This window comes from Nitrospira sp. CR1.1 (genome assembly GCA_014055465.1).
In the GTDB taxonomy this organism is placed as follows: Bacteria; Nitrospirota; Nitrospiria; order Nitrospirales; family Nitrospiraceae; genus Nitrospira_A.
In genome coordinates this window covers 90571-114504 of sequence record WIAF01000011.1, presented here as the reverse complement: position 1 = coordinate 114504, position 23934 = coordinate 90571, and the positions used below count along the sequence as shown (strand labels likewise).

Below are 23934 nucleotides of genomic sequence, written 5' to 3'. Positions count from 1 at the left end.
GCGCATCGCGGCGCGCCGGCGAGACTACCACGAGCGTAGCCGTCATCGGGCGCTCCAGCATCGGAAACCAGAGAAGTTTTCCAAGCGGGCTGCAAAGAGTCCGCTCCTCGCCCCCACCATCACCGCTGGTAACTCTCCTTAGACTTGGTACAGATATCCAGGTTGACCAAGATATCCTTGATTACACTCAACGCTGGCACAATTCCCGGCAGCGGGGAGAGCGGCGTTTCAGCACGAGAGGTCCAAACTCTTGACTCAGGTTTTCGTGGTATCAGAGTAGAACCCGACCGATAAGGCTCGGATCAAAAAGAGAAGCAGTCATTCGACCACACTCTTGTTCATTCGCCCTCGCTATGATAACCAGTTGGGCCTCGAATCTCACCTTTGCTCACAAATGAGAAGTTGGTGCATCCCACATGGAACACTTTAGGCACATTGTTGAGAATTTCCTACTAATGGAAACGGCGGACGATCCTGAGACGACGCGGGTGCTGCAAGACGTGTTCGCGCTCATCAAAGATCAAAAAGAAATCCGCTTTTTCGTAGATGGGGCACATCATTTTGGTCATCAGGCGGCCTCAATAAACCTCATGAGACGACTGATCGATCGAACAGGTTATGCGGGACGACTCTGCATTATCTTCGCCGAGAACCCTAGTCTGCCGCCGAACAGTACGGCCCACAAACTAGCCGTTCTCTTGCCGGGGGTTGATCCGCGAAAAATAGCCGCATCAGTGATCACCTACGGCCCATGTCGTCATATCTCCTTTCTTCCCTATAACGATCGTCACCGACTCAGGGACGAAGTGACCCTGGGGTTTACCGGTGGAGCGGATGAGATGTCAATCAACTTGGCTAGAGAGCTCAAAGTCATCTATTTTCTTCGGCTCCAGCCATATCTCTGGGACGATCACGCATCTAAGAAAGCTGATCCTTATTACGCAAGCTCCAGGATTGAAACACCCCAGGGGCAGTCGTTTTATATGGTGGATGCCCATTCATCTTTTCGGAGCCTTCCGTTTACGTTTCCACCTTCCTTATGTGCCGACGTGTCAGAGGAGATCTGGAATTGGTATGCCACCACCCAAAACTTTGATCAAGACCTTCGAATTAACACGAAGAATGCACGCGCTGTTTATCAAATGTCGCAAGAGCACACTCGCCTTGGCCTCTGGCCCCTCTACGGACTCCACCAGTTTCGTGATCAGATTTCCGAAATCGCGTTGAACATAATATTCACAGCTTTCGGCGCGCAACAAGTCCTTGGACGGCCCATCATGGCCTGCTGTTTCAATAAGCCGACGGCCATCCCTCACTTTGAAGCCCTGTTGTCTCCTTTTGCCGACGATCTCGTGAGTCGGGACTTTGAACTCACTGCGTTCAAGAATGCTCTTGGTCGAGAATACGCTCGTGTGATGGGTAGGGGAGAGCTGTCGCAAGAGATGTTGGACCGGTTCGTGTGCGAAACGGCAAGGCATGTAGGGCCATGGATTGAACAGGGGGCCAGACTTGTCTGTTTGTCAACTTACGACTTCGTTCAAGGAACTTATATGGATATCGCATCATCCCTGGAAGCAACGATGAATCGCGCGGCTCAATATGATGTAATTGTGGCGTTACTTGGTCCGGTGCCGGGGGATGTTTATAATGCCTTTTTTGCGCGAAGTGCGCTTCCGGGGGTATTTGAAGGTCAAGCCACCTCGAGTCTGATGATCAGCTCAGGGAAAGCGTTCTTGCAAGTCCACCGTGAAGACAGCGAAATCACTGATAACTACCCAGCCACTGTCGGTCTCTTTAATTACGGCGAGGTGGCGTCCGCCTGTCGGGAGACCGCACTTCAATTACGAAGCCAGCGATGCCTCCATTACCTTCAGCGCGACCATACTGCCAATCCAAGAGACTATTTCAGACAACTAAGCCGGATATCCAAATTCCTCATAGACACGCAAGACCCAGCTTCGCAAGTCTCGTCCTATTTCAACGCGCTCGGATCGTACTATCGGCAGGACATCCATGATAAATTCGTGTTGGGGGTACTGGCGTTGCTCACTTCCCAGTTGGTAGATGACGCAATCTAACCCACAACGATTCACGGACGATCATCCTTGAGGCTGTTGAGCATCGGAAACCGATTACGGATTATCCCAGGCTTCCCAACAAGTATTAGTCGTTATTCGTGCAGGAATACTACAGTCGTGAAATAGGCTCATTTTTGAGGAAGGACGGGCTTCTCTCCGAGAATCGTTACCCCGTGTACGGCACGTATGTGGCGCGTGACATCGTACGGGGTGACGCGATGCATGGTCCATGCGTTATCCCACATGATGACATCATGCGGCAGCCAGCGGTGGCGGAAAAGGAAATTTTCCTGCGTGGCCCAGGCCATAAGCTCGTGAATCAAGGTGTGACTGTCGGCATCGCTCCAGCCCACGATCTTTTCCATGTAGGGCGGACTCAGGTACAGCGATCGGCGTCCATCTGCATGCCGACGAACTAGGGGATGCTCAGTACGCGGCAAACTCACCGCCTCCTCCGGGCGCAAATCATCTCCTTGCTGACGGACCAGATATGCAAAGTTATGGATCGCCCTGAGACTTTCGATACGTCTCTTCATGACACTAGGTAGTTTCTCAAACGCAGTGACATTGTCAGCAAAGATCGTATCGCCGCCTTCCTCGGCTACATGCAGAGCCCGCAGAACTACGCCCTTAATAGGCAATTCGCGATAAGAGCTATCAATGTGCCATAGCCAATTCAACCGCAGCATTTTGATTCGTTCGTCGTGGGACGGCAGTAACTGCCCTAACTCATCCGTGTTGGATGAACGAAAGATCTCGGGGATAAAAGGAACATTTTCCTTCCTCGGGGTGAACGTTTCAAGACGGCCCAAACGACGAGCGAAACGCACCTGCTCTTCATCGGTGATCCTTTGTCCACGAAATACCAGCACACCGTGCCGAGACCACTTCTTCATCAATTGGTCGATCTCTCGTCGACCATGAGGCGCCTGAAGGTTAAGCCCCGTTACTTCGGCGCCAAGGGTTTCGCCAAGTTTGCAGAATCGCATCACTGCCCTCATTCATCTGCTAAGTTTTCATGCGCATACTCAGACAACACGGAGAGAGGCCGCGCTAAACCTGGCACGTCGTCATCAGCCATTCGAATTACGAAATTACACCACTTTGTGAAATTCAGGGTGACGGAACAGCGTGCCAGGTTGAAGCTTGGCCATCTGCCTCATTGGATCGGCAGTATCTTGCTCTATCAGCAGCCGGTCCACCTCCGCCACCCCCTTTTCTGGTCGTGCAGCGCAGTAGGCGTGATCGCCAAAAAACCGGAGCGAAATTGTGCGCCGTTTCTCTCCTGCACGAGTAGGCGCACCACCATGAAGTATGGCAGGGTGGAAGATGATCACATCGCCAGGCTCAATAGCCCAGGAAACAATATCGTATTTCGCACGCTCTGACTCAATGTCAGGCAAAGGCATCCACACTCCATCTTCAAACATCGCAGCGGTCGAGTCATTAGGATCAAAGGCTGTGGGGTTAAATAGAGGTCCCCGATTGGATCCACACACAAATTCAAGAGACTCTTCTTTACGGACAGAATCCAGGGTGAGCCAGACCGTAGCCAGATGCTCTCCGCTCATAGGAACATATGGAAGATCTTGGTGCCAGGGTGTGGCGAGTGTTTCACCACCTTCCTTGAGCCAGATCTGTTCATAGAGCAACCAAAGATTGTGAGTTCCAAGCACATCCGCCACCAGCTTAGAGAGAGATGTTTCAATCAAAAGGGATCTATAAGCAGGAAAGGCATTCGGGTTGGCATGATCCTGAAAGAAGGCACCTGGTCGGCCTGCCAACACGCGTCGCGCTCCCGGTCCCGGATGGTCCAATGTCCATCGAAACGCACTTTCAGCAGCCTCAATCCCTCGCTGATCGAGCGCATGATTGACATAGACCACTCCATCAACAACAAACTTGTTCTGGTGCTCCTCCATTAACGCCATTGTTGCTACCCTCTCACTGGCACGTCAGCACCAGAGTCTGGATTAGAACAGGTCGTTAGCCATTCTGCTGATAGCAAAGGCCAAGGACTCCCTGAAGCATGCAGCGCCAACGCTGTCGCAGGTCCGAGAAAACCAACCCAGAGATCGGGAGTGATCACATCAGGATCGTCAGAAACCCATAGACAGTTTCCACCTCGTTTACTATGGGCACAGCGGAGGGCATGAGCCACCTTCCCGGCACGGGCTTCGGCAAGTCTCTGAAAGCGAGGTATTCCCCTGAGCATGCGCCAGAGCTCAAGCTGTCCCGAAAGACCGTGGCAGTAAGTTGGAGTGCCCACTGACCGCTCATCTTGGAGAATATCGACTGCCCAGTCGATCTCCGCTCGAAGAGAAGGTGTATCTCCAAGACCTTGCAGAATAGCCCAAAGATATCCGGCAACCCCATGGCACCAATTCCCCACGGCATGATGTCGATTGGAGTTCACGGCCATTTTCAAAGCCAGTCCATTGTCGGTCCGTCCACGCTTGGCGATCTGTTGGAATGTCCCCACTGCTGTCTCGACACAGTCTTGGTCTCCGACTCGTCGTCCCCAGCAGCCAAGCGCCATTGCAACACCCGCTGAGCCGTGCGCGCAACCAAGATACGGGGTGTCCGTCCCAGGCTCTAGCGTCCAAACTGGAATTCCTGCTACATCACTCGACGATGCGTTAATATGACATACGGCACGATGTGCCAATTCCAAAGGCCATGTTTCCTTTAAGATTTCGTTCAAGATACAGCCTGCCCAAAGCACCCCTGCACTCCCTGAAAACAAGTCGGTCTCGCGAGGGCTCGTGCATGCTGATGCGAACCGTTCCTGTGCTGCAACAAGGTATGCCTGTGAATTAAGTCTTCGTCCGGTAAGAGCCAGAGCAATTGCGACTCCAGCGTTTCCAGTGAAGACTCCAACAGCTTTTTTCAATGGTGGCCGGTTACTCAACCACCTGGCGCCTTGGTCCATGTGTCCGCTGAAATCCGACCGATTAAGAGCCGCATCAATTGTGGCCAAGCCGATGACAATTCCTGCCGCGCCAATGTTAATTCCCTCACAAGTGAAAGAGCTCATAAAATGCTCGTTACGCCAACCGCCGCCTCGCTGTTCGGCACACCAATACCGCTCAACAAAAGACGCAGCTCCAATACTTGCTCGTCGACACCAGTTGAGATCCTCCACCGTACTCGGCCGACCATCGGCTACCGGCTCCCATGAGCGTAGCTTGATTCCAGCGGAGATTGCGGCTTCCGCCTCCGTTGCATTCGGACGAGCTGCAGGATCGGTGTGGCAGAAATCATGGATCAGTTGGCGGGCCGGGTATAAGCCTTCAATCTCTAGGAAGCCCTGAACCCGCCCAATACCGGCCGGCAATAATCCAGGCGGAATTCCGAGGCATGCATGCGCCACACACATCCCTAGGGCATAAATGTCACGGGGAAAAGTTGCTATAGCATCGGCCGTAACCTCTGGTGCCAGATATCCCCTGGTCCCCCCTACACCAGCGATGTCTCCTTCTCGCTCCGACAACTCAAAGTCGATCAGCCCTACACGGCGATCTCGCAGAATTGCATTCTCAAGTTTGATGTCGCCGTGAACAAATCCGGCTCCATGCAACCTAACCACGGCATTTGCCAGAAGAACTAAGCAAGATATCTGCTGCTCGCGGCCTAGCTCTGCAATGGTGCTCCCTCTAAAATCTTCTGTAATCCCTACCGGCCATTCATGTTCGAACCACTCAAGCGGTTTCGGCGCGAGCCCTTCCTTGTCTGAAAGTGCGGAAAGAACGAAAAACTCTTTTTTCAAGTTGTCCCTGACATCCAGACCTCTGTGATCACCGGCAACGCCAGGAATGCCGATCTTTATGATCACACTTCGAAGCGTGTCGATTGCGAGACCTAAAAAGATCTGCTTTCCAGGACGTACGCTCAATGACGTTAGGGCAACAAACTCCTTCCCGTTTACGACAAAGGGGACATTAAGCTCTATCGGGGGCTGACGAGGCCGACAACAATCAACTGGCGGAACCGGCGCAAGTCTGGATTGCTCCCCATTCAGCTGCCGCATGTCCGCAACCAACGTACCATTTGACCCACAGAGCGCATATTCGTATATCCCGGATTCGTTGACCATGATCGGCTGAGAACCAAACGTTCCGTACCGCAAGGAGACCGCCGATCCCGGGCGGATGTGCAAATCGGTTTGCACTTCGGGTCCGCGACTTCGAGGCCAAACGCGATCGATCTGCAGCACAATGTCTCTCGCATGGTCATCACTTTCTGGATAGATGGTCATCACCTTTCCAAGTTGGGGCGCGCCCCCATCCCCTGAATTAATGAAGACAACATCGTTAAGACTACGGGCCACCTTAAAGGTGGCTTCGAATTGTAGGAGAAGGGGGATGACCAACGAGTACATATCAGCAACCTCGACTGCCCCTGCCGATACGTGCAATTTCCAACCTTGCGCGGCGAACGACCTGCCCGGAAGTGAGAATGAGCGCCAGGAAAGAGACCCTTGAACCCAATCGTACGTGAGCCAGTGAGGGGGAAGGTTGGCTGAAAATTTCTCGAGCGTGGCGGAAAAGATTTCCGCCACGCGTTGCCGCCGAGAGGAAGTCAATTCTTATGACTGAGGCATACCGTGCCGAGTTGCAGCGCAGGTGTGCCAGGGACACAGGTGGATAGAGCCGGAATTGTGGTCAGCTTCAGGCCGCGATCGAACAATGCTTTGGTCGTTGTCTATAAGGCCATATCGTACAAGAAATCCGGTCAGATTCACTTTCATCTCCTCGTGAAGGTGCTCTCCGGTTTTTGCTGTGTTCCGTAATGCATCAATCTTGGCCCTGACAAGATCGGCACTTGATAGATTCATAAGCTCCCTCCCTCTCGAATTATAAGGTTTAGGAATCCCCCCAGCGGCAGCACTCATATCAGACTAACCTTGAATCAATCAGCAACGGCATGACCCTGTTGTCTCCACACCCTCTCGGCTCGCCTTCTTCTTCGATGACTTTTAGTCACGCAACAGACGGTGGCGCATGACGCCGGAGATAGTTACTACCGCCGCGCCGGTCACCAGCCATCCTATGATGGCATAAAGCGCCTTCATGAGACGAAAGGTCGTGATCAGCCCGTCAGACACTTCCGATCCCTTAGCCTTATCGATCTCACACTTTCCTTCTTCTCGAAGGTCAACCAGTGGGATAAACACATCAGCTGCATAGACGAGCAAACGGATGCTGTCTCTGCAGGGAACATCGGAATCGGAGTAGTCACTGTGTTGCTGTTCCTTCTTTCCTGCCGACGCGTTCGCAGGTACTGGCTTTTGAATTGGTTCTAGTGCTGCTATAGACGCCACTTCTTTCGCTGGTGCCGGTTTTATCACTGGCTGGGCCCCTTTCACGATTACCGGCTTTTGCGTTGACACACGCCCTTCCACTGGAGTCGACTTATTCGTGGGTACGGAGTCCTTCACAGGCGTCGTCAAGTCCCTAGATACAGAGCTTTGTACCGACGCGGGGCCATTCACTGATTCCGACTCGCTCTTGGGCACTTCTTTACTCACAAAGGCAGATGCAAACTTGTATTTATGAGGATCCGCATCGTCCTCACGTACCAGGGTCGTAACCGGGGTCTGCGCAACCACTAGGGCTTTCTTTGAATCTACATACCCAAACATTGCACATCCGAACACAATGAACGCGATCACGGTGGACACAGCCTTAGTTGGTGAGAGGCCGAACTCGAAAAAGAATCCAAACGGCCAAACGACCAACCAATAGAAAATGCGGCGGCCAGACCGTTTTGTTATCTCAACCAGTCGCTTAAGCAGTGGTCCTTTTTTCCCCTCTATCTTATCGTTCCAGGTATGAGCGGCGTCTTCTTTAGCTTTGTGAAATAACACCTTTCTGACGAGCGCATCCTCCCCGTGATTGGCGAGCACCTGAGCAAGTTGCACATACGGTTGAGGGCGATAGTGCTCGCCCTTCGGCAGCCACCACTTGAGCCGTTCCTCAACGTCGAAAGAATCATTTATCCCATCGATACGTTCACAACGGAATCCGTCAATCAGGATACTGGTAGCATCGCCGTAACCAGACTTTTTATCGTGGAGTGTCGCGCAGCGCACATCGGTCATATCGATACCATCGGCAACACCATTTTCTTTGAGCACAAGGGTCCCGGCCACCCGCACGCCGCTAAGAACCAGTCCACTCTCAATTTCCCTCGATGACCCTTTCTTCAAAGACGTGAGCGTTTGGATACGCACCTCCTCTACGCGCAAATTTCCGCCTATCTGAGCATCCTTCAGTGTGATAGGTCTTTCCGAAGCGACCGTGTCTAGGGTAATCCAGCCGCGCACGGATAAGCCTATTGCATACAGCGCTTCACGGTGCCCTGTGTGGACGAGGAACTTTACCCTTCCGATATCGACTGAGCCTCCAACCTCGCAGAGCATTAAGTATATCGAGCCAGCACATTGCATTTTCTTATCAGAGTTGTGGGCGCCAACTAGCGTCAAGCTACCATCTATACGAGCACGCTCCATTGCAACGGCTCGTCGGCCGCTAATAGCCGTTACCTGGGCGCCTTCAATGTAGACATCTCCGCCGATATGAGCCCGATCCATTAGAAGGCCGCCCTCTAAGACTGGGCTCTTACGAAGCAAGATTGATCCTGTGATTCGGCTGCCGTAGGTATTTACTGCCCAATTCAATTCGGAGAAGTCATGAAATGCAGGTTCGCCGCTTTGCCCAATGTCAGGCGCACGCATCGTCGTGTTGTCCGCGACCAAGTCACCGTCTATCGTACAGAGCGACAGCTTGCACCAACAGCGCGCGTGGTCACTCTCATCGGAAGGGCGAATACCGGACAGCTTTACGGAACCTGCTACCGCCATGCCGACGCCGCGCAAATGCCGAAATCGAGAATTTTTGAGACTCAGACCACAGAGCGAAGCCTCGGACAAATCAATACTGGGTTTTTCGTGTCCCTCGCCTTGGAAGATACACTCCTCAAGGGACAGGGCGGGCAGCGGTGACTGCGTCGAACCGCACCCCGAAAGATCGAGAGAGCCAACAATTTCTGCGCCACGAATGCGCAACCCGGAATAACCGATTGGCACGGAGCCGCCCCCTTCGGGAATCATGTGGGCGGGATCTATTTCCTTCCAACGCTCATGGACCTCAACGGGCCAAGGCAATCCTAACGCGAGACACTTAATCCACTCTGCCTTGATAACTCGCTCAGAAACATCTTTTGCAAATACAGCGGTGTTTCCTTTTGCCACTGAACTCAAAAGACCAATCAACACATCAGGTACCGACCTCGCGCCTGCCTCATTACCTCTGTCGATGACGGTCATTCGTTACTCCCTCGACATGACCCATTCATCGCCCATTCGTAGGAATCGTCGCGTAGCGGTATCAGCCACTTCCTCTTGTCCCCCCATCATGGCCTCCAGAAGTTGGTTGACCGCCGCAGCATGATTATCTCCCTGTCGAGAACCTTCGTTCGAATGAGCGCTCATCTTCGTCTTGACATGATACGAGCAGACATACCCTGGTCCTCGATTCGCCGGCTCACAGCCTAATTTCGTAAACGCCTTGAGGGTCATCGTCATACCATTAATGGGGTTATCGACGCTGATTTCACCGGGACGGGTTTGGCTGCCGCCTCGTTGAACCATCGCTTGTTCGATCGCCCATCGCATCTCCTGTTCGGACGGCTCAGGATACGCAGGTGAAGCCCAGCCGGATACGTACAGCATTTGCCAGCCGACGCATGCTGCCAACAAGCGCACCGGTATAGTCTTCATGAGCATCCTCCTTGCGACGACCGCTTAGGATTCAGCATGAGAGTAAAGGAGAGACTTGCGATTAGGATGAGAAGTGGAGAACGGAACTTCCAGAATTCGGTTCGACTCAGAAAGCAAGTCGTAGTTGAGACGGTTCGGCTCTGGAACGGAGGAGAGAGGTGCCGCACTGCCAAGGAAGGAGTCGCTGAGGATCGAAGCTGGACTCCGAATGGCATCTACTTGCTCCTTCCGGATGTGCAAGCTATCATTTACGTCTGCCAGGAAACGGGCACGAGATTACTCTATCCCCAAAAGAGAAGCAACATTTCTGGCTACGCAGTAGCCCAGGAAATAGCACCATTTCCCTCGCTTGTTTGCTTTGCAGGTGATCCTGTAAGCTCCCTGTCAACGAGACACGATCAGGGGCAAAGCTGCGACTTCAAGTTGAGCCCGGTACATGGCGGGCAGGTCAAATTGGCGCTCATGAAAAAGGCGTTCAATCTGGCGTGCCGCGAATGGGAATGGACCAAGGACAATCCGGTGTGCCGGGTGTCGATGGAGCGAGAAAACAATACGCGTGACCGATGGCTGACGTGTGAGGAAGAGCGACGACTCCTTGCGGCTGCAGCACCGTGGTTACAGGACGTGATAGTCTTCGCGATTCATACGGGGATGCGATGTGGAGAAATTCTCAATCTCACCTGGGCAGGCGTGGACCTCATTCGACGGACAGCCACGGTGTTTAAATCAAAGAACGGGGAGCGGCGGACAATTCCGCTCACTCACACGCTCGTGCAGGCCCTTCAAGCTCGTGGCCGGCGTATTGATTCGGAGTTAGTGTTTACGAGCGCGGCAGGCACACCCTTGGACGCTCCCAACCTACGACGCAGCTTCCGATTGGCGCTCAAGCACGCACAGGTGTCAGATTTCCGGTTCCACGATCTGCGCCATACCTGTGCGACACGCATGGTGCAGACGGGTGTGGACTTGTACAAGGTCCAGCGGATTCTCGGGCACAAATCGCCGATGATGACGCAGCGGTATGCGCATCATTACCCGGAAAGTTTGCGGGATGGGGTGGCGATTTTCGATGCGGGAAGGACGTTTAGCACAAATTTAGCACAAGCGGCGATTCGGCTAGAGCAGGTTTCGCTAACTTGTTGAAAAATTGGTGCCCCCGACACGAATTGAACGTGCGACCCGCGGTTTAGGAAACCGCTGCTCTATCCAACTGAGCTACGGGGGCGTCGTCGTACGATACTGAAAGCCAGAGAGATTGTCTACAACGAGGCCTGCCTCCGAAGGCGTGGTCACCTTCGGAGGCGCGGCATAGATCATACCGGAATGTCGGATTACCGTCGATTGGCCTGGTCGCGCTGACAGCTCTCTTCGGCCAGCATTCGTTGACCCACTGAGCCGTCTTTCGGGATGCGAGCCATGCAGGCTTCCAAACTATCACCGGCGGCGCCGGCTGCGGCGCGATTCGCGCTCTTGGTGGTTGCGTTGCCTGCGATGGATTGGCGAACCGACTCATCCCGTCGACAGCTTTCTTCAGCGATCATGCGATTGCCGGCCGTGCCCGCGGATGGGATCCGGTCCAGGCAGGACTGAAGCGAGTCGTAGGCCTGGGGAGCGGCTTTCATCGCCCCACTCGCCGATGCAGCTTGCGTCGATCCGCTGCTGGTCATGGTTTCTTCCGTCGCGCAGGCACTGAGCAAGAACAAAGATAAGGACAGAACAGCGGCACCGTGGAATCGCGAGTACATCATTGAAGGATCCTCCTTAATCAAGAGCGATGGGCGCACAGTAGCATACTCCTCCTCTTCCTGGAAACACCTCTGCTGGCGGTTTAGGGCGGTGTTTCCGGGCCCCTGGCGAGCAGGGCGAGCCGGGAGGGGATCTGGGTCAATAGGTCAGGGCGGACCTGGAATACGCCTGGTATCCGGTGGCCAATGGCATACAGTAGTCCTCCTGATTGATTGCCGAGGGCCAGGCGTCCAGCCACACGACCGTCTTTTCCGGTGGCGACAAATTCGGCAACGGGGGCGACGAGTCCGTAGGGAGCCAGTGGGCCGGCTTGCTTGAGGACACGTTCTTCCGCGGGCAGATTCACGATCCGGCTGACCAGCAGATCGGCAACGTCCTGCCGTAATTTCTCCGTCGGTTGATCCTCAAGCGTCCATCCATCGCGGTCGTGAACCAGGGTGTACTGTTCTTCTCGTGTCTTAACGGCGAGCAGGGCAATGTCGCCCGTATCGACTCCAAGGAGCCGCTTGTCCTGCAAGGCGAACAGATCTTTCGTCAGTTCTTTAATGACGGAGGGATTGATTTTATAGATGGGGCCGTCCGGAGCGGTTTGCGCGTAGGCTTCGCCGCTGGCGGGATCTGGCTGAAAGAGGCGAACGACCTGGTCGGTCCCGGCCGCATGTACGGTAACTTTCACCTTGGGCTTGGTCAGTGACGGCGCGAGTTTCTCCCGTTCAGGTCCGGGATCGACGATGGCCAGGGCTTTGAGATCTTCCAAACGAAAGAGGAGGGCTTGGACTTCTGTGCGATCCGCTTCGGCGTCGATGGGGTAGCGGATTCTCCATTTTTTCTTCGGCTTCTCCTCAATCCCGTACAGTACGATTTCGGTGGAGGGATAGGTGAGGCGAAGTTGCTCCGTGTCCTGTTGGTTGAATTGCAATAGTTCTTTACGCCGGAAGGAGAGGAGCGTTCGATTCAGAAAGTCTTTCGGCGCCAGGTCGGTCAGGAGCACCGCCTCATCCGATGCTCTGAGCACATAGAGGGTTGAGGACAGGGGGCCGGCGTCCCCGATCGAAAGGGTTTCGTCGCGATCGCCGGCGCTCACAGTGACGACCGTGGAGGGGTGATCCAGACCGAAGGGCGTCAGTGACGCCGGATGAGTTTCAACCAGGCGTGAGACTTTCCCTGTGATGAGTGCTCGGAGAAGGGCCTGGACCTGACGTTGATCGGCGTCTGTTTCAATCGGCGCGGTAATATTCCAGGGCCGTCCGGGTGACTGATTAAGGACCACTTCCCCGGAATGGCTACGGACCCGTAAGGCGGTGATCTGAGCTTGTTCAAACGGCAGGATTTGCTTGGCCTGGGTCGCAGTGACGAGTTCAGTCCGTTGCTCAGGGAGTTCGACGAAGTAGAGATACAGGCCAAGCCCTGCAAAGACGCCTGCCAGGAGCACTGTCGGCCAATAGCGCGCCATGGCTTACAAACGACGCCGTTTTCGCCAGACCAGAAGACCGCAGAGCACGGTCATGGCCGGGAGGAAAATGACCTGAACGTAGAGCAGGATTCGCTCCTGGAGCGGGTTGGGCGTAAACGGTCGAAGTGCCGGATCCTTCGGGGTGAGCGAAATCAGGTCCCGTTCTTCGGAGAGCCATCCCACTGTGCGCTGGAAGAAATCGCTATTCCCCACGAAGTTAATGAACCCGTTGCTGGCAAACGCGGAATTGCCGACGACGACGACGGCAGGACGCGGCTTGCCTTCCTCCGGCGGGTGTTTGGGCGTCAAGGCGGCGGCTAGCGCCAATGGCCCTTGCACATCCTCTTTTTCGTTGTAGCTGACAACCCGACCCTTCATATCCATTTCGGCCCAGCTACGTGGCGAGGTGCGCGCCAGTGGAACGTAATCCCAATCTTTTCCCTGTTCTTCGTGAAAGATCAGATGGCGGGCCAACGGAAACAAGACGGCAGCCGTGAGTTCGTGGGTAATCTCGTGATCCGTAAACGTGCGGACCAGCAGCGCTGTGAGGTCGCCCTGCGCAAGCCGGTCTTGCAAATCGACAAGGACGCCAGGCCCTAGTTCGAGGCCCCAGACCTTCAAGAGGTCGTCCATGCTCGATTGTGTGTCCGGATCGAGCAAGACGAGGAGGTGGCCGCCCGTAGCGACGTAGGCCTGAATGCGTTCCTTCTCTTCCTTGGTAATGGCGCGTCGGGGGCCTGCGATGATGAGCACATCCGTGTTGCTCGGCACAGCGGGTTCTTGCAGTAAGGTGACCGTACCGATGTCGTAGCCCTGCTTTTCCAGCACTTCCTTGGTGAGCGCCATCCCGCCACGGTCTTTGTCTTCCAAGCTGCGTTCGCCGTGGCCTTCCAAAAACACGATCCGCTTTTTGGTGTCCTTCGACACTCGCACGAGAGCCCCCGTGATCTCCACTTCTGCCGGCGACGTAATGCGCACCGATTGCGGACCACTTTCGAAGATCGCCACATCGGTGCGGGTGACGCCGTAATTTTGGGCAACTTTTGGCTGGCGTTCCGGATCGATAAATTGAACCGTCAGCTTAGGGCTGGCTTGCCGATAGCTGTCGAAGCGTTCCTTATACCCCTGGTAACCTGGGTCCTTTTCTCGCGTAAACACCGTCACATTCACGTCTCGAGTGAGATTACGAAGAACGCGGTAGGTCTCCGGTGCAAGCGTATAATTCTGATTTTCTGAAAAATCCCAGCGGATTGAATGTCGGGCGGCCAAAAAGTTCACGATGGCCAGGATGGCCAGAAACAATGCGACCATCAACGCGCTGTTGGCGCCCATTCGCGTGGATCGCTGGGACGAGAAACGTTTGACCTGATCAAAATGGGTGGCAAGGGCCCAGATAAAGCAGGCCAGGGCCAGTCCTTCCAGAAGGGTGACGAGCCACAGCTTATCCGGAACCAGGGAGTAGGCAATGATTCCCGCAATGGCCAGACCGGTGCCAATGGCGCCGATGGGGAGAGGGGTGCGCGTCATTTCCATCGTGAGGCATCCACAATGCGGTGGGCGAGGAACAACATCAGTACGGTTCCGCTGACATAATAGGTCAGGTCTTTCGTATCGACCAGGCCTCGCACCAGGTGATCGTAGTGTTCCATGAACGAGAGGTAGGAGACCACTTGTCCCGCCGGTGTGTCACCCAGAAGCGAGCCGAGCCCGGCGAGCAGCCAGCACATCAGGAGCAGGCCGAAGCTGGTGAATGCGGCCACGATTTGATTTTCGGTGATCGCGGAGGCAAAAAGGCCGACGGCCAGAAAAAACCCGCCAAGGAGGGTCAATCCCAGGTACCCGGTGAGCACGGGGTACCAGTCGAAATCGCTGAAGAGGGCCAGCGTAAGTGGAACCAACGTCGTCAACAGCAGCATTCCTATAAACACAAGGTAGACGCTGATGAATTTTCCGACAATAATTTCGCTGACCCGTATCGGGGCGGTCATCAGAAACTCAAAGGTCCGAAGCTTGCGCTCTTCGGCTAGCAGCCGCATCGTGAGGATGGGAAGGATCAACAGCAGCACGAACCGCATGCTGGCGAAGAGGTTGCGGAATACCAGATCGTTCAAGTTGATCTGCGCGGTGCCGCCTTGCATTTGCATCAGCTGGATGGCTTGAGCTCCGGTAAACACAATATACAGATAAGCGAGAAACCCGAAGGTCAGGAGAAAGACCCCGCCCACGACATACACAATTGGCGAGACGAAATAGGACCGCAACTCTTTTGCGATAATCGCTTGGACGGGTGGCATTGGCTAGTGTCGCTCGCTCACGGGGGTTTCGTTCGGCTTCGGCAATTCGTCTTCCTGCTGAGTGAGTCGCAGGAAGACATCTTCAAGCGTCAGGGAGACGGGTTTCATTTCCAGCAGTCCCCAGTGTTGTCCAACTGCGAAACGCGCCAGGTCCTCCCGGATGTCTTTCCCCAGCGCGCATTCGATCAGCACTGTATGTGGGTCGGAAGTCGTCAGGACGTGTTCTACCCCAGAGACCTCGCGAAGCCGTTCCAAAACATTGGCCGGCGGAGCTTTCAGGGTGACGCTGATCTTTTCCGATTTCCGGAGGCGGGCCGCTAGTTGGTCCGGGGTATCTTCGGCGACGATCCGCCCCCCGTTGATGATCACGACGCGCTGACAGACTGCAGTGGCTTCCGGAAGAATATGTGTGCTGAGAATGACAGAATGCGACCCGGCCAGGCTCTTAATTAATTCCCGGATCTCGATTATTTGCTTGGGATCAAGACCCACCGTGGGTTCGTCGAGGATGAGGACGGGTGGATCATGAATCAGCGCTTGAGCCAGGCCCACCCGTTGTCGATAGCCGCGTGACAGGTTGGCAATAAGTCGCTTCCGGACAGTCCCCAAAGAAAGGCGTTCCATGACCCGATCCAACGCCTGGGTCAGACTTGTTCCACTCAACCCGCGAAGTCGTCCGACAAAAGCCAAATACTCGGCCACCGTGAGTTCTTGATAGACCGGCGGGGTTTCCGGCAAATATCCGATTCGCTTCTTCACCTCTTCAGGTTGTTCCGCGCAATTGAACCCGGCCACGTGCGCTGTCCCTTCCGTCGCGGGAATAAAGGAGGTGAGGATGCGCATGGTCGTGGTTTTCCCGGCGCCATTGGGGCCGAGGAATGCAAGGACCTCTCCTTTCTCGACACGAAAGGTGACGCGATCAATCGCGGTGAGGTGGCCGTAGCGTTTGGTGATGTTGCAAACTTCGATCATGCAGTCGGGATTGACGGCTGGCTGGGTGTGATTCCTGCTGTTCGTTGATACGGCACGTGGTGTGGCAAATGGCTTTTGATATTACCGACCGTCTGTGATGCAGTCAAGAGAAGGATATGTGCTTGGTGAGAGGAGTGAAAAACTGCGCGCCCGTCTTTACAGCGTGATTCGTAACTGCTACAGTTCCGCGACTTTAGCAACCAGGCAGCCATGTCTCATGGCCTGATGAAGAGGTTTCTCCGGAATGAGGAATGACCTGACCCAACCGAGGCCGAGTTTGCTCGGTGTACTCGTGATTGGCGCCGCGCTGTGTGTGACCCTCGCCGGACTTGGAAGCTTCCTGACGTCAGTCTATGCAGCCAGTCATACTGTTCATGAAATCAAGGGAACGGTTGAAAACGTCAATGCTGGTGAGGATCCGCCTGTCATCGTGGTCAAAGGGCAGCACGGATTGAATGAAGCGATTGTGGTCGGAGCGGTGATTAAGCAAGGCGCCGCTATTCTGCGTGGAAAGAAAAAGATTAGACTCGATCAAATTCATGCCGGAGATACGGTGACGTTGAAATATGTGAAGACTCGCGACGGTTTGACGGTTCGATCGATAGTCCTCCATCGCAATTGATCCGGTTCGCTACTTCATTTTATCTGGACCATTCGTTTTCTTGAGGATGTGTTACTCACAAGGAGGTAGAGAGATTCTATGATTCGACAGCATGTGGTGCGGGCAATATCTGCGCCGGTAGCCGTCGGGTTGCTGCTCCTATTGGGCTGCTCCGGAAAAGGCGACGTTATTCCGATGAATTTGACCCCCAGGGTCCCTAAAGAAGTGAGCAGCGTCTCTTCAGCGGTTAAGCCAATGGCAGGGCCCCGGGTTGTAGTGATTCCATTTGAAGATGCGCGAACCGATCACGCCAAGATTGGAAGCAGAAGCTCGATGTGGGGCGGCGAAACAGACTTTCGCGTCTCGAACGGTAGTGCGGGCGAGGAAGCCGGGCAAGCGTTTGCCGACTATCTTAAACGCAAGGGTTGGCTGGTGGAGTATCAGAAAGTTGCCCCGCCGGAATCGGAAAATGGTCCCAATATCTTACTGTCTGGAAAAATTCTCGACTTGGCCGTTGATGCGAAGCGGGGGGTTGTCTTGACCGATATTGAGGCCCGCAGCAAGTTGGTTATTCAGGCAAACAATCGCGAAGATGGCAGCTCGATTGTTCGAACCGATGCGCACTCCGGCAGTCACGACAATGTGTTCTGGTTCGAACCCCAGGACGGAGAAGACCTTCTCGCCGAGGTGCTGGAAAAGAATTTTGAACGGTTTGTTGTGAACACGAAGTTGGAGGATCGGTCCCTCCGGTTTCGGTAGCAAGCCATCCGCAACCAGGTCATCTCGCGGTTGGAGCCATTGTGTTGGCCAGCTTTACGCCACCGCGGTTCATGAGGGGGTGTTCATTTATGAACTGTCTAATCAGCGAGGGGCTGGTGTTGTGCCGTGCTGGTCAGTCTGAAGGCATTTCTGTTGTTTTATCGTATTTTCCGGCGGGAAAGGTGCGAGGTCTATCCGGGGATGGTGGATTCTTTGTCCGTTTGTAGGGGGCGCGGTGCTACCCAGACGGTATTGTCGCCAAAGGAAATCTCCCGTAACCTGCAATCACGTTTGGGGACCGTGTTCAATCAGTCAGTGATTTCAGGCTTTCATGTGAGGTACTTCTATGGTTAGGAATTCCTGGAACCGTTCTCGTTGCAAGACGGGATATGCTGTTGTTCCCTTGGTGTCCTGCCTCCTCCTCAGTGCCTGTTCCGCCCTTCCGAAAGGTGAACTCTCCCTGGATCTCGGTATCAAGGATCGAGGCGTCGCTTCGTGGTACGGAAAGGAGTTTCATGGGAAACTCGCAGCGAATGGGGAAGTCTTCGACATGACCGCCTATACTGCTGCTCATCGCAAATTGCCGCTTGGCAGTCTCGTGAGGGTGGTCAACCTGACCAATGGAAAATCCGTCCAGGTCCGGATTAATGATCGCGGCCCCTATGTCACAGGCCGAATGTTGGATCTTTCGCAGGCTGCGGCCCGAGAACTGGGCATGCTTGAAGCTGGTACCAGCGCTGTGCAGATAGAGGTCATTGGCAATCATCGTCCAGTGACACCGATGCCCTCCTCAATGGTCCCATCTGTAGCAGGTATGCTGTTGAATACGGACACCAGACTCGTGACGCGGCATAGGCCGCAGGAAGAAGGCGTAGCAATCCCTGCCGTGCCTCTTCGAATGATGCCCCAAGAAGCCTTGTATGTCCGCCGTGAACGGCGGATTGGCAGTATGTTAGCCGCTGATCATTCGGCTCATAATACCGTCCCCGTGCTCATCGTCTCCTAAGTCCAGCGAACGACATTCCGTCAGTTGACACCTCCTCCCGCACTTGATTAGACTGCCCGTTCTGGATTGGCCGCTGAGCGCGCCGATACTTTTGTTCATGTTGGTCTTAATCGTTTGGAGGGTGAAGCTGAATGGCAAAGAAACCGACTGGTGAATCAGACGAAATCCGACTGAAGAAGAAAATTGTTGCGAGCACGAAAGATGAGAGCAAGTCGGACGATCCCGCACTGCGTTCCTTACGTAAACGGCTCAAGCGAACCCAGCGTAAGCGACGGGCGCTTGCACTAAGGAAGAAGCATGCAGCGGGCAAGCAGACTGAAGCTAAATCCTAACGAGGTGCGGCATCGAAGCATCTGTCTCTAACCCAACCCTCCTGTGGAATAAGGATTCTTGATATGGAACATGCTGGCGAAAAAGAAGAACAGGCACAGGCTGTTTCCCCTGTCGGCCAAGTCGCAGATGAGGCTTTGACAGATCAAGTCTCGGACCAACTTGCACCGTCTTTGGATTCCTCGGCAGAGGGGCAAGAACTCTCCGAGCCTATGCAGGAAGTGGTGCTGGAAGAGGAGAAGGTCAAGGATGAAATTGATATCCAGATCGATCTCCTCAAAGATCCTGATTGGGTGGTGAGGCGGGAAGCCGCAATTACACTAGGAGAGATGGGAGATGAGCGCTGCGTTGAACCACTCGCCGCAGCGCTTCGTGACGGTGACTGGCAGGTGCGAGAGGTTGCCATTGAGGGAATCGGGCAAATCGGATCTCCGGCCGTCGACGTGCTTCTCAAGCTTCTGCGGGACTGGGATGTACGGAAGTCTGCGATCATGGCATTGGGAAAGATTCGTGATGAACGCGTGTTGGATCCCCTGATGCAGCAGCTTCGAAACGATGAATTCATGGAAGATGCCACCGATGCCTTGGTGAATCTTGGCGAGCCCGCTTTGCCCGGTTTGATCAAGGCGTTAAAGGACAAAGAGGAATTAGTACGTAAGCAAGCGGTGATTGCGTTGGGCCGTATTAAGTCGCCCGAAGCGATTGGTCCGTTGATCGAGATGTTGCAGAATAAAGATTGGTTCACACGGTTAACGGCGGCAGCGGCGCTCGAAGCGATTGGTGATGAGCGTGGTCGTGAAGCGATCAAGCCATTGCTGAAAGATACGGATATGGTGGTCAAGATGCGGGTAGAACGCATTCTTGCCAAATGGAAAAAGCAGCCGGCTACTGTTTCATAAACGTCATTATTTGCGAGGGCGGAGATCCAGGTCTTCCGGAATGTCGGCCATTTGACTCGCGACACTTTTCTGTGAGCGAGACCTCAGAACGTAGCTCCCTGATTTTTCCTGCCAGCCCCTTGATTGCGTGTTGAGGATCTCTCTGATTTGCTCCACGCGTCACAGTATCACGTGAAGTGATAGCTGCTGCCAATTCTTTCGCGGCGTCCGCCGAATGATGGTTGTAAGTTTCAGCCCCCGCCTCTTCCATTCTCGACTTGGGCCTGCCCAGGTTATGGCGCCGCTGTCAATCCCACTCATATTCCAACGAGTTGCCTGCTACATGTCTGAGCAGTCTCGTGCCGTTCGCACAAGAGGCTTGGTTGGTTGTGTTCACGCAGATATCAAAGGCCAAATGAGAGGGCTAGGAGGATCACCAGCCGATGAGTCTGAGGACGCTGGCTTACCTCCTACGGGCGCTCCCCTTGTCCTGGCGAGATAGTATGCTGATGAGACTACCCGCCGAAGTAATACGCACGGCGGGATCGGAGTCCTGCAGGCCGATTTTGGCTACGGGGATGAGAGACGTTAGCGAAGATTTTCCTAGTGCGCGGGCAGCCATGAGTCGAGGAAGCGGTTGCTGATCTCGGAGCAGGTTCTCGAGGATGGGGATGGCATTGGAGGTGGTCGCGAACGCAAGCGCGTGTGCGGTATCGCCACGTATGGAGGGGTCGGGATGCCGCGCGAGCGCTGCGGCGTTCAAAATGGCGCCGGCATCGCCTAAGCGGAGTAGTGATTCGACTGCGCTGAGGCGCACATGTTCGTCTGAGTCTCGCAACAGTGGCTGAACGACGCTTCGAGATTCCGCGACGCCCAGGCGCCCGAGGCTCGAGGCGGCAACGCTGCGGACCCGCGGATTTTCATCTCCCAGTGCGTGGGTCAGGGGGGCGATTCCTTCGACGCTACCGAACTCCCCCAAGGCGCCTGCGGCAAAGGCGCGCACAGCAGGATGAGGATCGTACACGGCTTGGCTGAGAATCGACAGACTTGCCGGGCGCCGCAGGCGTCCCAGCACGCCCAATGCCGCCATGCGTACTTCGGGATCCGGCAGGGTCACCGCACTGGAAATATCTGTCAGTACATCTGTCCGGCCCAGTTTATAAAGACCTGCAAAAGCAAAAATCGATTCCGGGCCCTCATCGATCCGTGCAATTTCGGTGAGTTGATCGGCGATGCCTGGGACCTTGGCATCGCTGAGAGCATTGATGGCCGCGATACGCACACCGGGGGCTTCATCTCGAAGCGCGCGTTTGAGAGCGGCCGAACGGCCAGCCAGTCCACTTCGCCCAATAGCTTCGGCAGCCCTGGCGCGAACAAGCGCCGACGAATCCAATAGCCCGTCTTCGAGAAGCGGCAACGTATCGCTTTTACCCATCTCTGCCAGCGCGGTATAGGCCGCGATCCGGATATGTTCTTGTGGGTCACGGACCCGGGAAACGATAAACCCGCGGGCGACTTCCCGTAACAATGCTGGGTCATCAGGGCGATCTCCCGCCGTGAGTTTAGGATAGAGTTTCCATGCCTCTTCAGGTTTTCCCAGCTTTACGTAACTCAGGATGGCGTAGCGAATGGCCTCCAGACTAGGCTCATGGCCTGTGGGAGGGTGTTGAATCAGCTCTATGACACGGTTGTACTCCGCCGCCCGATATAGCGCCATGGCTTCTCGCTCAAACGGCGTCGGAGAGGTTTTTGACGTGGGCGAGGCTGCCGACCCCTGCATCGGATATATCGAAACGAACAACAGGACCCCCGCGGGGAGTGCCCAGGAGGAGAAGTGGCGGCTTTGCGAAACAGTAGACCTCTTTCCGATCATGCTACCATTTGTTTGGTGCGTGCGCGGTGGCCGGTGCATACAACTGTCTCATGTATTCTTTGACCATCCGTTTGGTGCAGAAACGGGGGGCAACCGTTTTAATGCTCTCTTTGACAATATGAAGCCATCCGCGCGGAATGCCGTCGAGATCGCGTTGATAGAACAATGGCACTACTTCCTGCTCTAAGAGGCGGAAGAGTTGTTCGGCATCATGCGCGTCTTGTGCCTGAGTGTCGGACCCCTCTGGGAGAGGTTGAATGCCCCATCCATTGGCGCCGTTATAGCCTTCTTGCCACCACCCGTCCAAAACGCTGAGGTTAATCACACCATTCAAGGCAGCTTTTTGACCGCTGGTGCCGCTCGCTTCAAGCGGTGCGCGAGGCGTGTTGAGCCAGACATCGACGCCTTGGACCAAATACTTGGCCATGTGCATGTCATAGTCTTCGAGGAAGGCAATATGCCCGCCGAGTTTGTGATCGTTACAGAAGTTCAGGACTTCGTGGATAAAGTACCGGCCTGGTTCGTCGGCTGGATGGGCTTTGCCCGCAAAGACGATTTGGACGGGCCGCCACCGGTTATGGAGCAATTGTTTGAGGCGTTCGAGATCGCGGAACAAGAGGGTCGCCCGCTTATACGTGGCAAACCGCCGGGCAAAACCAATGGTGAGAGCCTCCGGGTCCAGGAGTGTGCCCCTCGCGATGGCTTGCATGGGTTGAAGATGTCCGCGAATCCACCCATCCCGCGCGCGCTCGCGAATGAATCGCATGAGCTTGCGTCTGGTGGTTTGCCGGACGGCCCATAGCGCGTCATCGGGCAAATCTGCGACCCGTTGCCAGATGGTGGGGTCGTCGATTCGCTCCGCCCAGTCGGGGCTGAGGTATTTGGCATAGAGCGAATTCGACTCCGGAGAGATCCATGTCGGCGCGTGAATGCCGTTGGTGAGGCTCCGGATGGGAACAAGGTCTTGCGCCAGACCTGGCCACAAGTGTTGCCACATTTGGCGGGAGACGCGCCCGTGCTCGCGGCTCACGCCGTTCACGTGAGCCGCGAGCCGCATGGCAAGAGCGGTCATGTTAAAGCCGTGGCCTGCGCTTTCCGGCGTTTCGCCAAGCCGCAAAAATTCCTCCCGGGATAGTCCGAGCTGGCCCCAATAATTATGGAAATAGCGGTCCATCAGGTGAAAAGGAAAGATATCGTGTCCGGCGGGGACCGGCGTATGCGTGGTGAACACGGTGCTTTGTCGGACCAGGTCGCTCGCTTCCGCATGGCTGTGTCCTTTGGTAACGAACTCCCGGATCCGTTCCACCGTCAGGAAGGCAGAGTGGCCTTCATTGCAGTGCCAGACGGCGGGAGTGATGCCCAGGGCGCGCAGGATTCGTACGCCGCCGATGCCAAGAAGAAACTCCTGGCAGAGTCTGGTTTCCTGATCACCACCGTAGAGCCTCGCCGAAAGGGCCCGATCTTCGGGGGTGTTTTCGGGTACATCCGTATCGATCAGGTAGAGCGACATCCGTCCGTTACGGACCTGCCACACCAGCACCGTGACCTGACGATGGCCGATTTCTACTTTGATGGTGCAGGGAGCGCCGGCCGGAGTCAGCGCCTGGTGAATCGGCGAATCGTACCGATTGAACGGCACATAGGTCGCTTCCTGCCATCCCTCGGGGTTGATCCGCTGTTTGAAGTAGCCTTGCGGATACATGAAGCCGAGACCTACGAGAGGAATGCCTAAGTCGCTGGCCTCCTTGCAATGATCTCCGGCCAGGATGCCGAGGCCTCCGCTATAAATCGGAATCGAAATGTGGAGTCCGAACTCCGCAGAAAAGTAGGCAATCGGGGAATTCTGGAGCGCCGGGAATTCCGTGGCTGCCCACGTGTTCTTGCTGCTCATATATTCATCAAAGCTGTGCAGAACAGCGGAGTATTGCCGCACGAACGTCGGATCACCGGCCAGTGTCGCGAATCGTTCCGGTTTCACTCCGGCGAGCAGTTGGACGGGATTGTGGTGAGTAAGGAACCACAGTGTCGGATCGATGGACTCGAAGAGTTGCCGTGCCGGTTGGTTCCAGCTCCACCATAAGTTGCGGGCTAACTCGCCAAGTCGATGCAGGCTTTGCGGAACCATGTCCTGAGGGGGCTGTATGTGGTCGGGTGCTTGCAC

The 23934-nt window shown here is 55.1% G+C and carries 18 protein-coding genes, 1 tRNA gene and 1 pseudogene; 7 read left to right on the top strand and 13 right to left on the bottom strand.

Features of this window, described 5'->3' with window-relative positions; translation table 11 throughout:
* Window positions 1–455 precede the first annotated feature (455 nt).
* Complete coding sequence (locus GDA65_17080) at window positions 456–2078, top strand: hypothetical protein (protein MBA5864399.1); 1623 nt, start codon at window positions 456–458, stop codon at window positions 2076–2078.
* Window positions 2079–2206: 128 nt separating this feature from the next.
* On the opposite strand, the gene GDA65_17075 is transcribed toward GDA65_17080, so the two are convergent.
* The 5 genes from GDA65_17075 to GDA65_17055 all read right to left on the bottom strand — a co-directional run bounded on the left by GDA65_17075 (window position 2207) and on the right by GDA65_17055 (window position 9861).
* Window positions 2207–3079 carry a hypothetical protein gene (locus GDA65_17075; GenBank protein ID MBA5864398.1) on the bottom strand — a complete coding sequence of 291 codons (873 nt, stop codon included), beginning with the start codon at window positions 3077–3079 and terminating at the stop codon, window positions 2207–2209.
* 93 nt (window positions 3080–3172) lie between these two features.
* On the bottom strand, window positions 3173–4009 hold the full coding sequence (locus GDA65_17070) for a hypothetical protein (GenBank protein MBA5864397.1): 837 nt from the start codon (window positions 4007–4009) through the stop codon (window positions 3173–3175).
* A 5-nt stretch (window positions 4010–4014) separates the two neighbouring features.
* Window positions 4015–6639, bottom strand: a complete 2625-nt coding sequence (locus GDA65_17065; GenBank protein MBA5864396.1) for a hypothetical protein — start codon at window positions 6637–6639, stop codon at window positions 4015–4017.
* 417 nt (window positions 6640–7056) lie between these two features.
* On the bottom strand, window positions 7057–9408 hold the full coding sequence (locus GDA65_17060; GenBank protein MBA5864395.1) for a hypothetical protein: 2352 nt from the start codon (window positions 9406–9408) through the stop codon (window positions 7057–7059).
* 3 nt (window positions 9409–9411) lie between these two features.
* Window positions 9412–9861 (bottom strand): hypothetical protein, encoded by a 450-nt coding sequence (locus GDA65_17055; GenBank protein ID MBA5864394.1) that lies wholly within the window; start codon window positions 9859–9861, stop codon window positions 9412–9414.
* A gap of 450 nt (window positions 9862–10311) precedes the next feature.
* Here GDA65_17055 and GDA65_17050 point away from each other — a divergent pair.
* Window positions 10312–11004: pseudogene (locus GDA65_17050) on the top strand (tyrosine-type recombinase/integrase).
* 5 nt (window positions 11005–11009) lie between these two features.
* Here GDA65_17050 and GDA65_17045 read toward each other — a convergent pair.
* The 6 genes from GDA65_17045 to GDA65_17020 form a co-directional block, all read right to left on the bottom strand.
* Window positions 11010–11086 (bottom strand) — tRNA-Arg (locus tag GDA65_17045).
* A gap of 106 nt (window positions 11087–11192) precedes the next feature.
* A complete protein-coding gene (locus GDA65_17040) occupies window positions 11193–11609 on the bottom strand; it encodes a hypothetical protein (GenBank protein ID MBA5864393.1) in 417 nt (138 codons plus the stop codon).
* An 80-nt stretch (window positions 11610–11689) separates the two neighbouring features.
* Window positions 11690–13060 (bottom strand): DUF4340 domain-containing protein, encoded by a 1371-nt coding sequence (locus tag GDA65_17035; protein MBA5864392.1) that lies wholly within the window; start codon window positions 13058–13060, stop codon window positions 11690–11692.
* Between the two features lie 3 nt (window positions 13061–13063).
* On the bottom strand, window positions 13064–14593 hold the full coding sequence (locus GDA65_17030; protein ID MBA5864391.1) for a hypothetical protein: 1530 nt from the start codon (window positions 14591–14593) through the stop codon (window positions 13064–13066).
* Window positions 14584–15354, bottom strand: coding sequence for an ABC transporter permease subunit (locus GDA65_17025; GenBank protein ID MBA5864390.1), 771 nt, complete (start codon window positions 15352–15354; stop codon window positions 14584–14586). The genes GDA65_17030 and GDA65_17025 overlap by 10 nt, the downstream gene beginning before the upstream one ends.
* A 3-nt stretch (window positions 15355–15357) precedes the next feature.
* Window positions 15358–16326, bottom strand: a complete 969-nt coding sequence (locus GDA65_17020) for an ATP-binding cassette domain-containing protein (protein MBA5864389.1) — start codon at window positions 16324–16326, stop codon at window positions 15358–15360.
* A gap of 244 nt (window positions 16327–16570) precedes the next feature.
* On the opposite strand from GDA65_17020, the gene GDA65_17015 reads away from it, so the two are divergent.
* From GDA65_17015 to GDA65_16995, 5 genes are all read left to right on the top strand, one after another.
* On the top strand, window positions 16571–16948 hold the full coding sequence (locus GDA65_17015) for a hypothetical protein (protein ID MBA5864388.1): 378 nt from the start codon (window positions 16571–16573) through the stop codon (window positions 16946–16948).
* Between the two features lie 78 nt (window positions 16949–17026).
* Window positions 17027–17686, top strand: a complete 660-nt coding sequence (locus GDA65_17010; GenBank protein MBA5864387.1) for a hypothetical protein — start codon at window positions 17027–17029, stop codon at window positions 17684–17686.
* Window positions 17687–18032: 346 nt separating this feature from the next.
* Window positions 18033–18692, top strand: coding sequence for a septal ring lytic transglycosylase RlpA family protein (locus tag GDA65_17005; GenBank protein MBA5864386.1), 660 nt, complete (start codon window positions 18033–18035; stop codon window positions 18690–18692).
* Window positions 18693–18823: 131 nt separating this feature from the next.
* Window positions 18824–19024, top strand: coding sequence for a hypothetical protein (locus tag GDA65_17000; GenBank protein ID MBA5864385.1), 201 nt, complete (start codon window positions 18824–18826; stop codon window positions 19022–19024).
* A gap of 63 nt (window positions 19025–19087) precedes the next feature.
* Window positions 19088–19921, top strand: a complete 834-nt coding sequence (locus GDA65_16995; GenBank protein ID MBA5864384.1) for a hypothetical protein — start codon at window positions 19088–19090, stop codon at window positions 19919–19921.
* 442 nt (window positions 19922–20363) lie between these two features.
* Here the strand turns inward: GDA65_16995 and GDA65_16990 are convergent, their stop codons facing one another.
* A complete protein-coding gene (locus tag GDA65_16990) occupies window positions 20364–21812 on the bottom strand; it encodes a hypothetical protein (GenBank protein ID MBA5864383.1) in 1449 nt (482 codons plus the stop codon).
* On the bottom strand, window positions 21775–23934 hold the full coding sequence (glgP, locus tag GDA65_16985) for an alpha-glucan family phosphorylase (protein ID MBA5864382.1): 2160 nt from the start codon (window positions 23932–23934) through the stop codon (window positions 21775–21777). The genes GDA65_16990 and glgP overlap by 38 nt, the downstream gene beginning before the upstream one ends.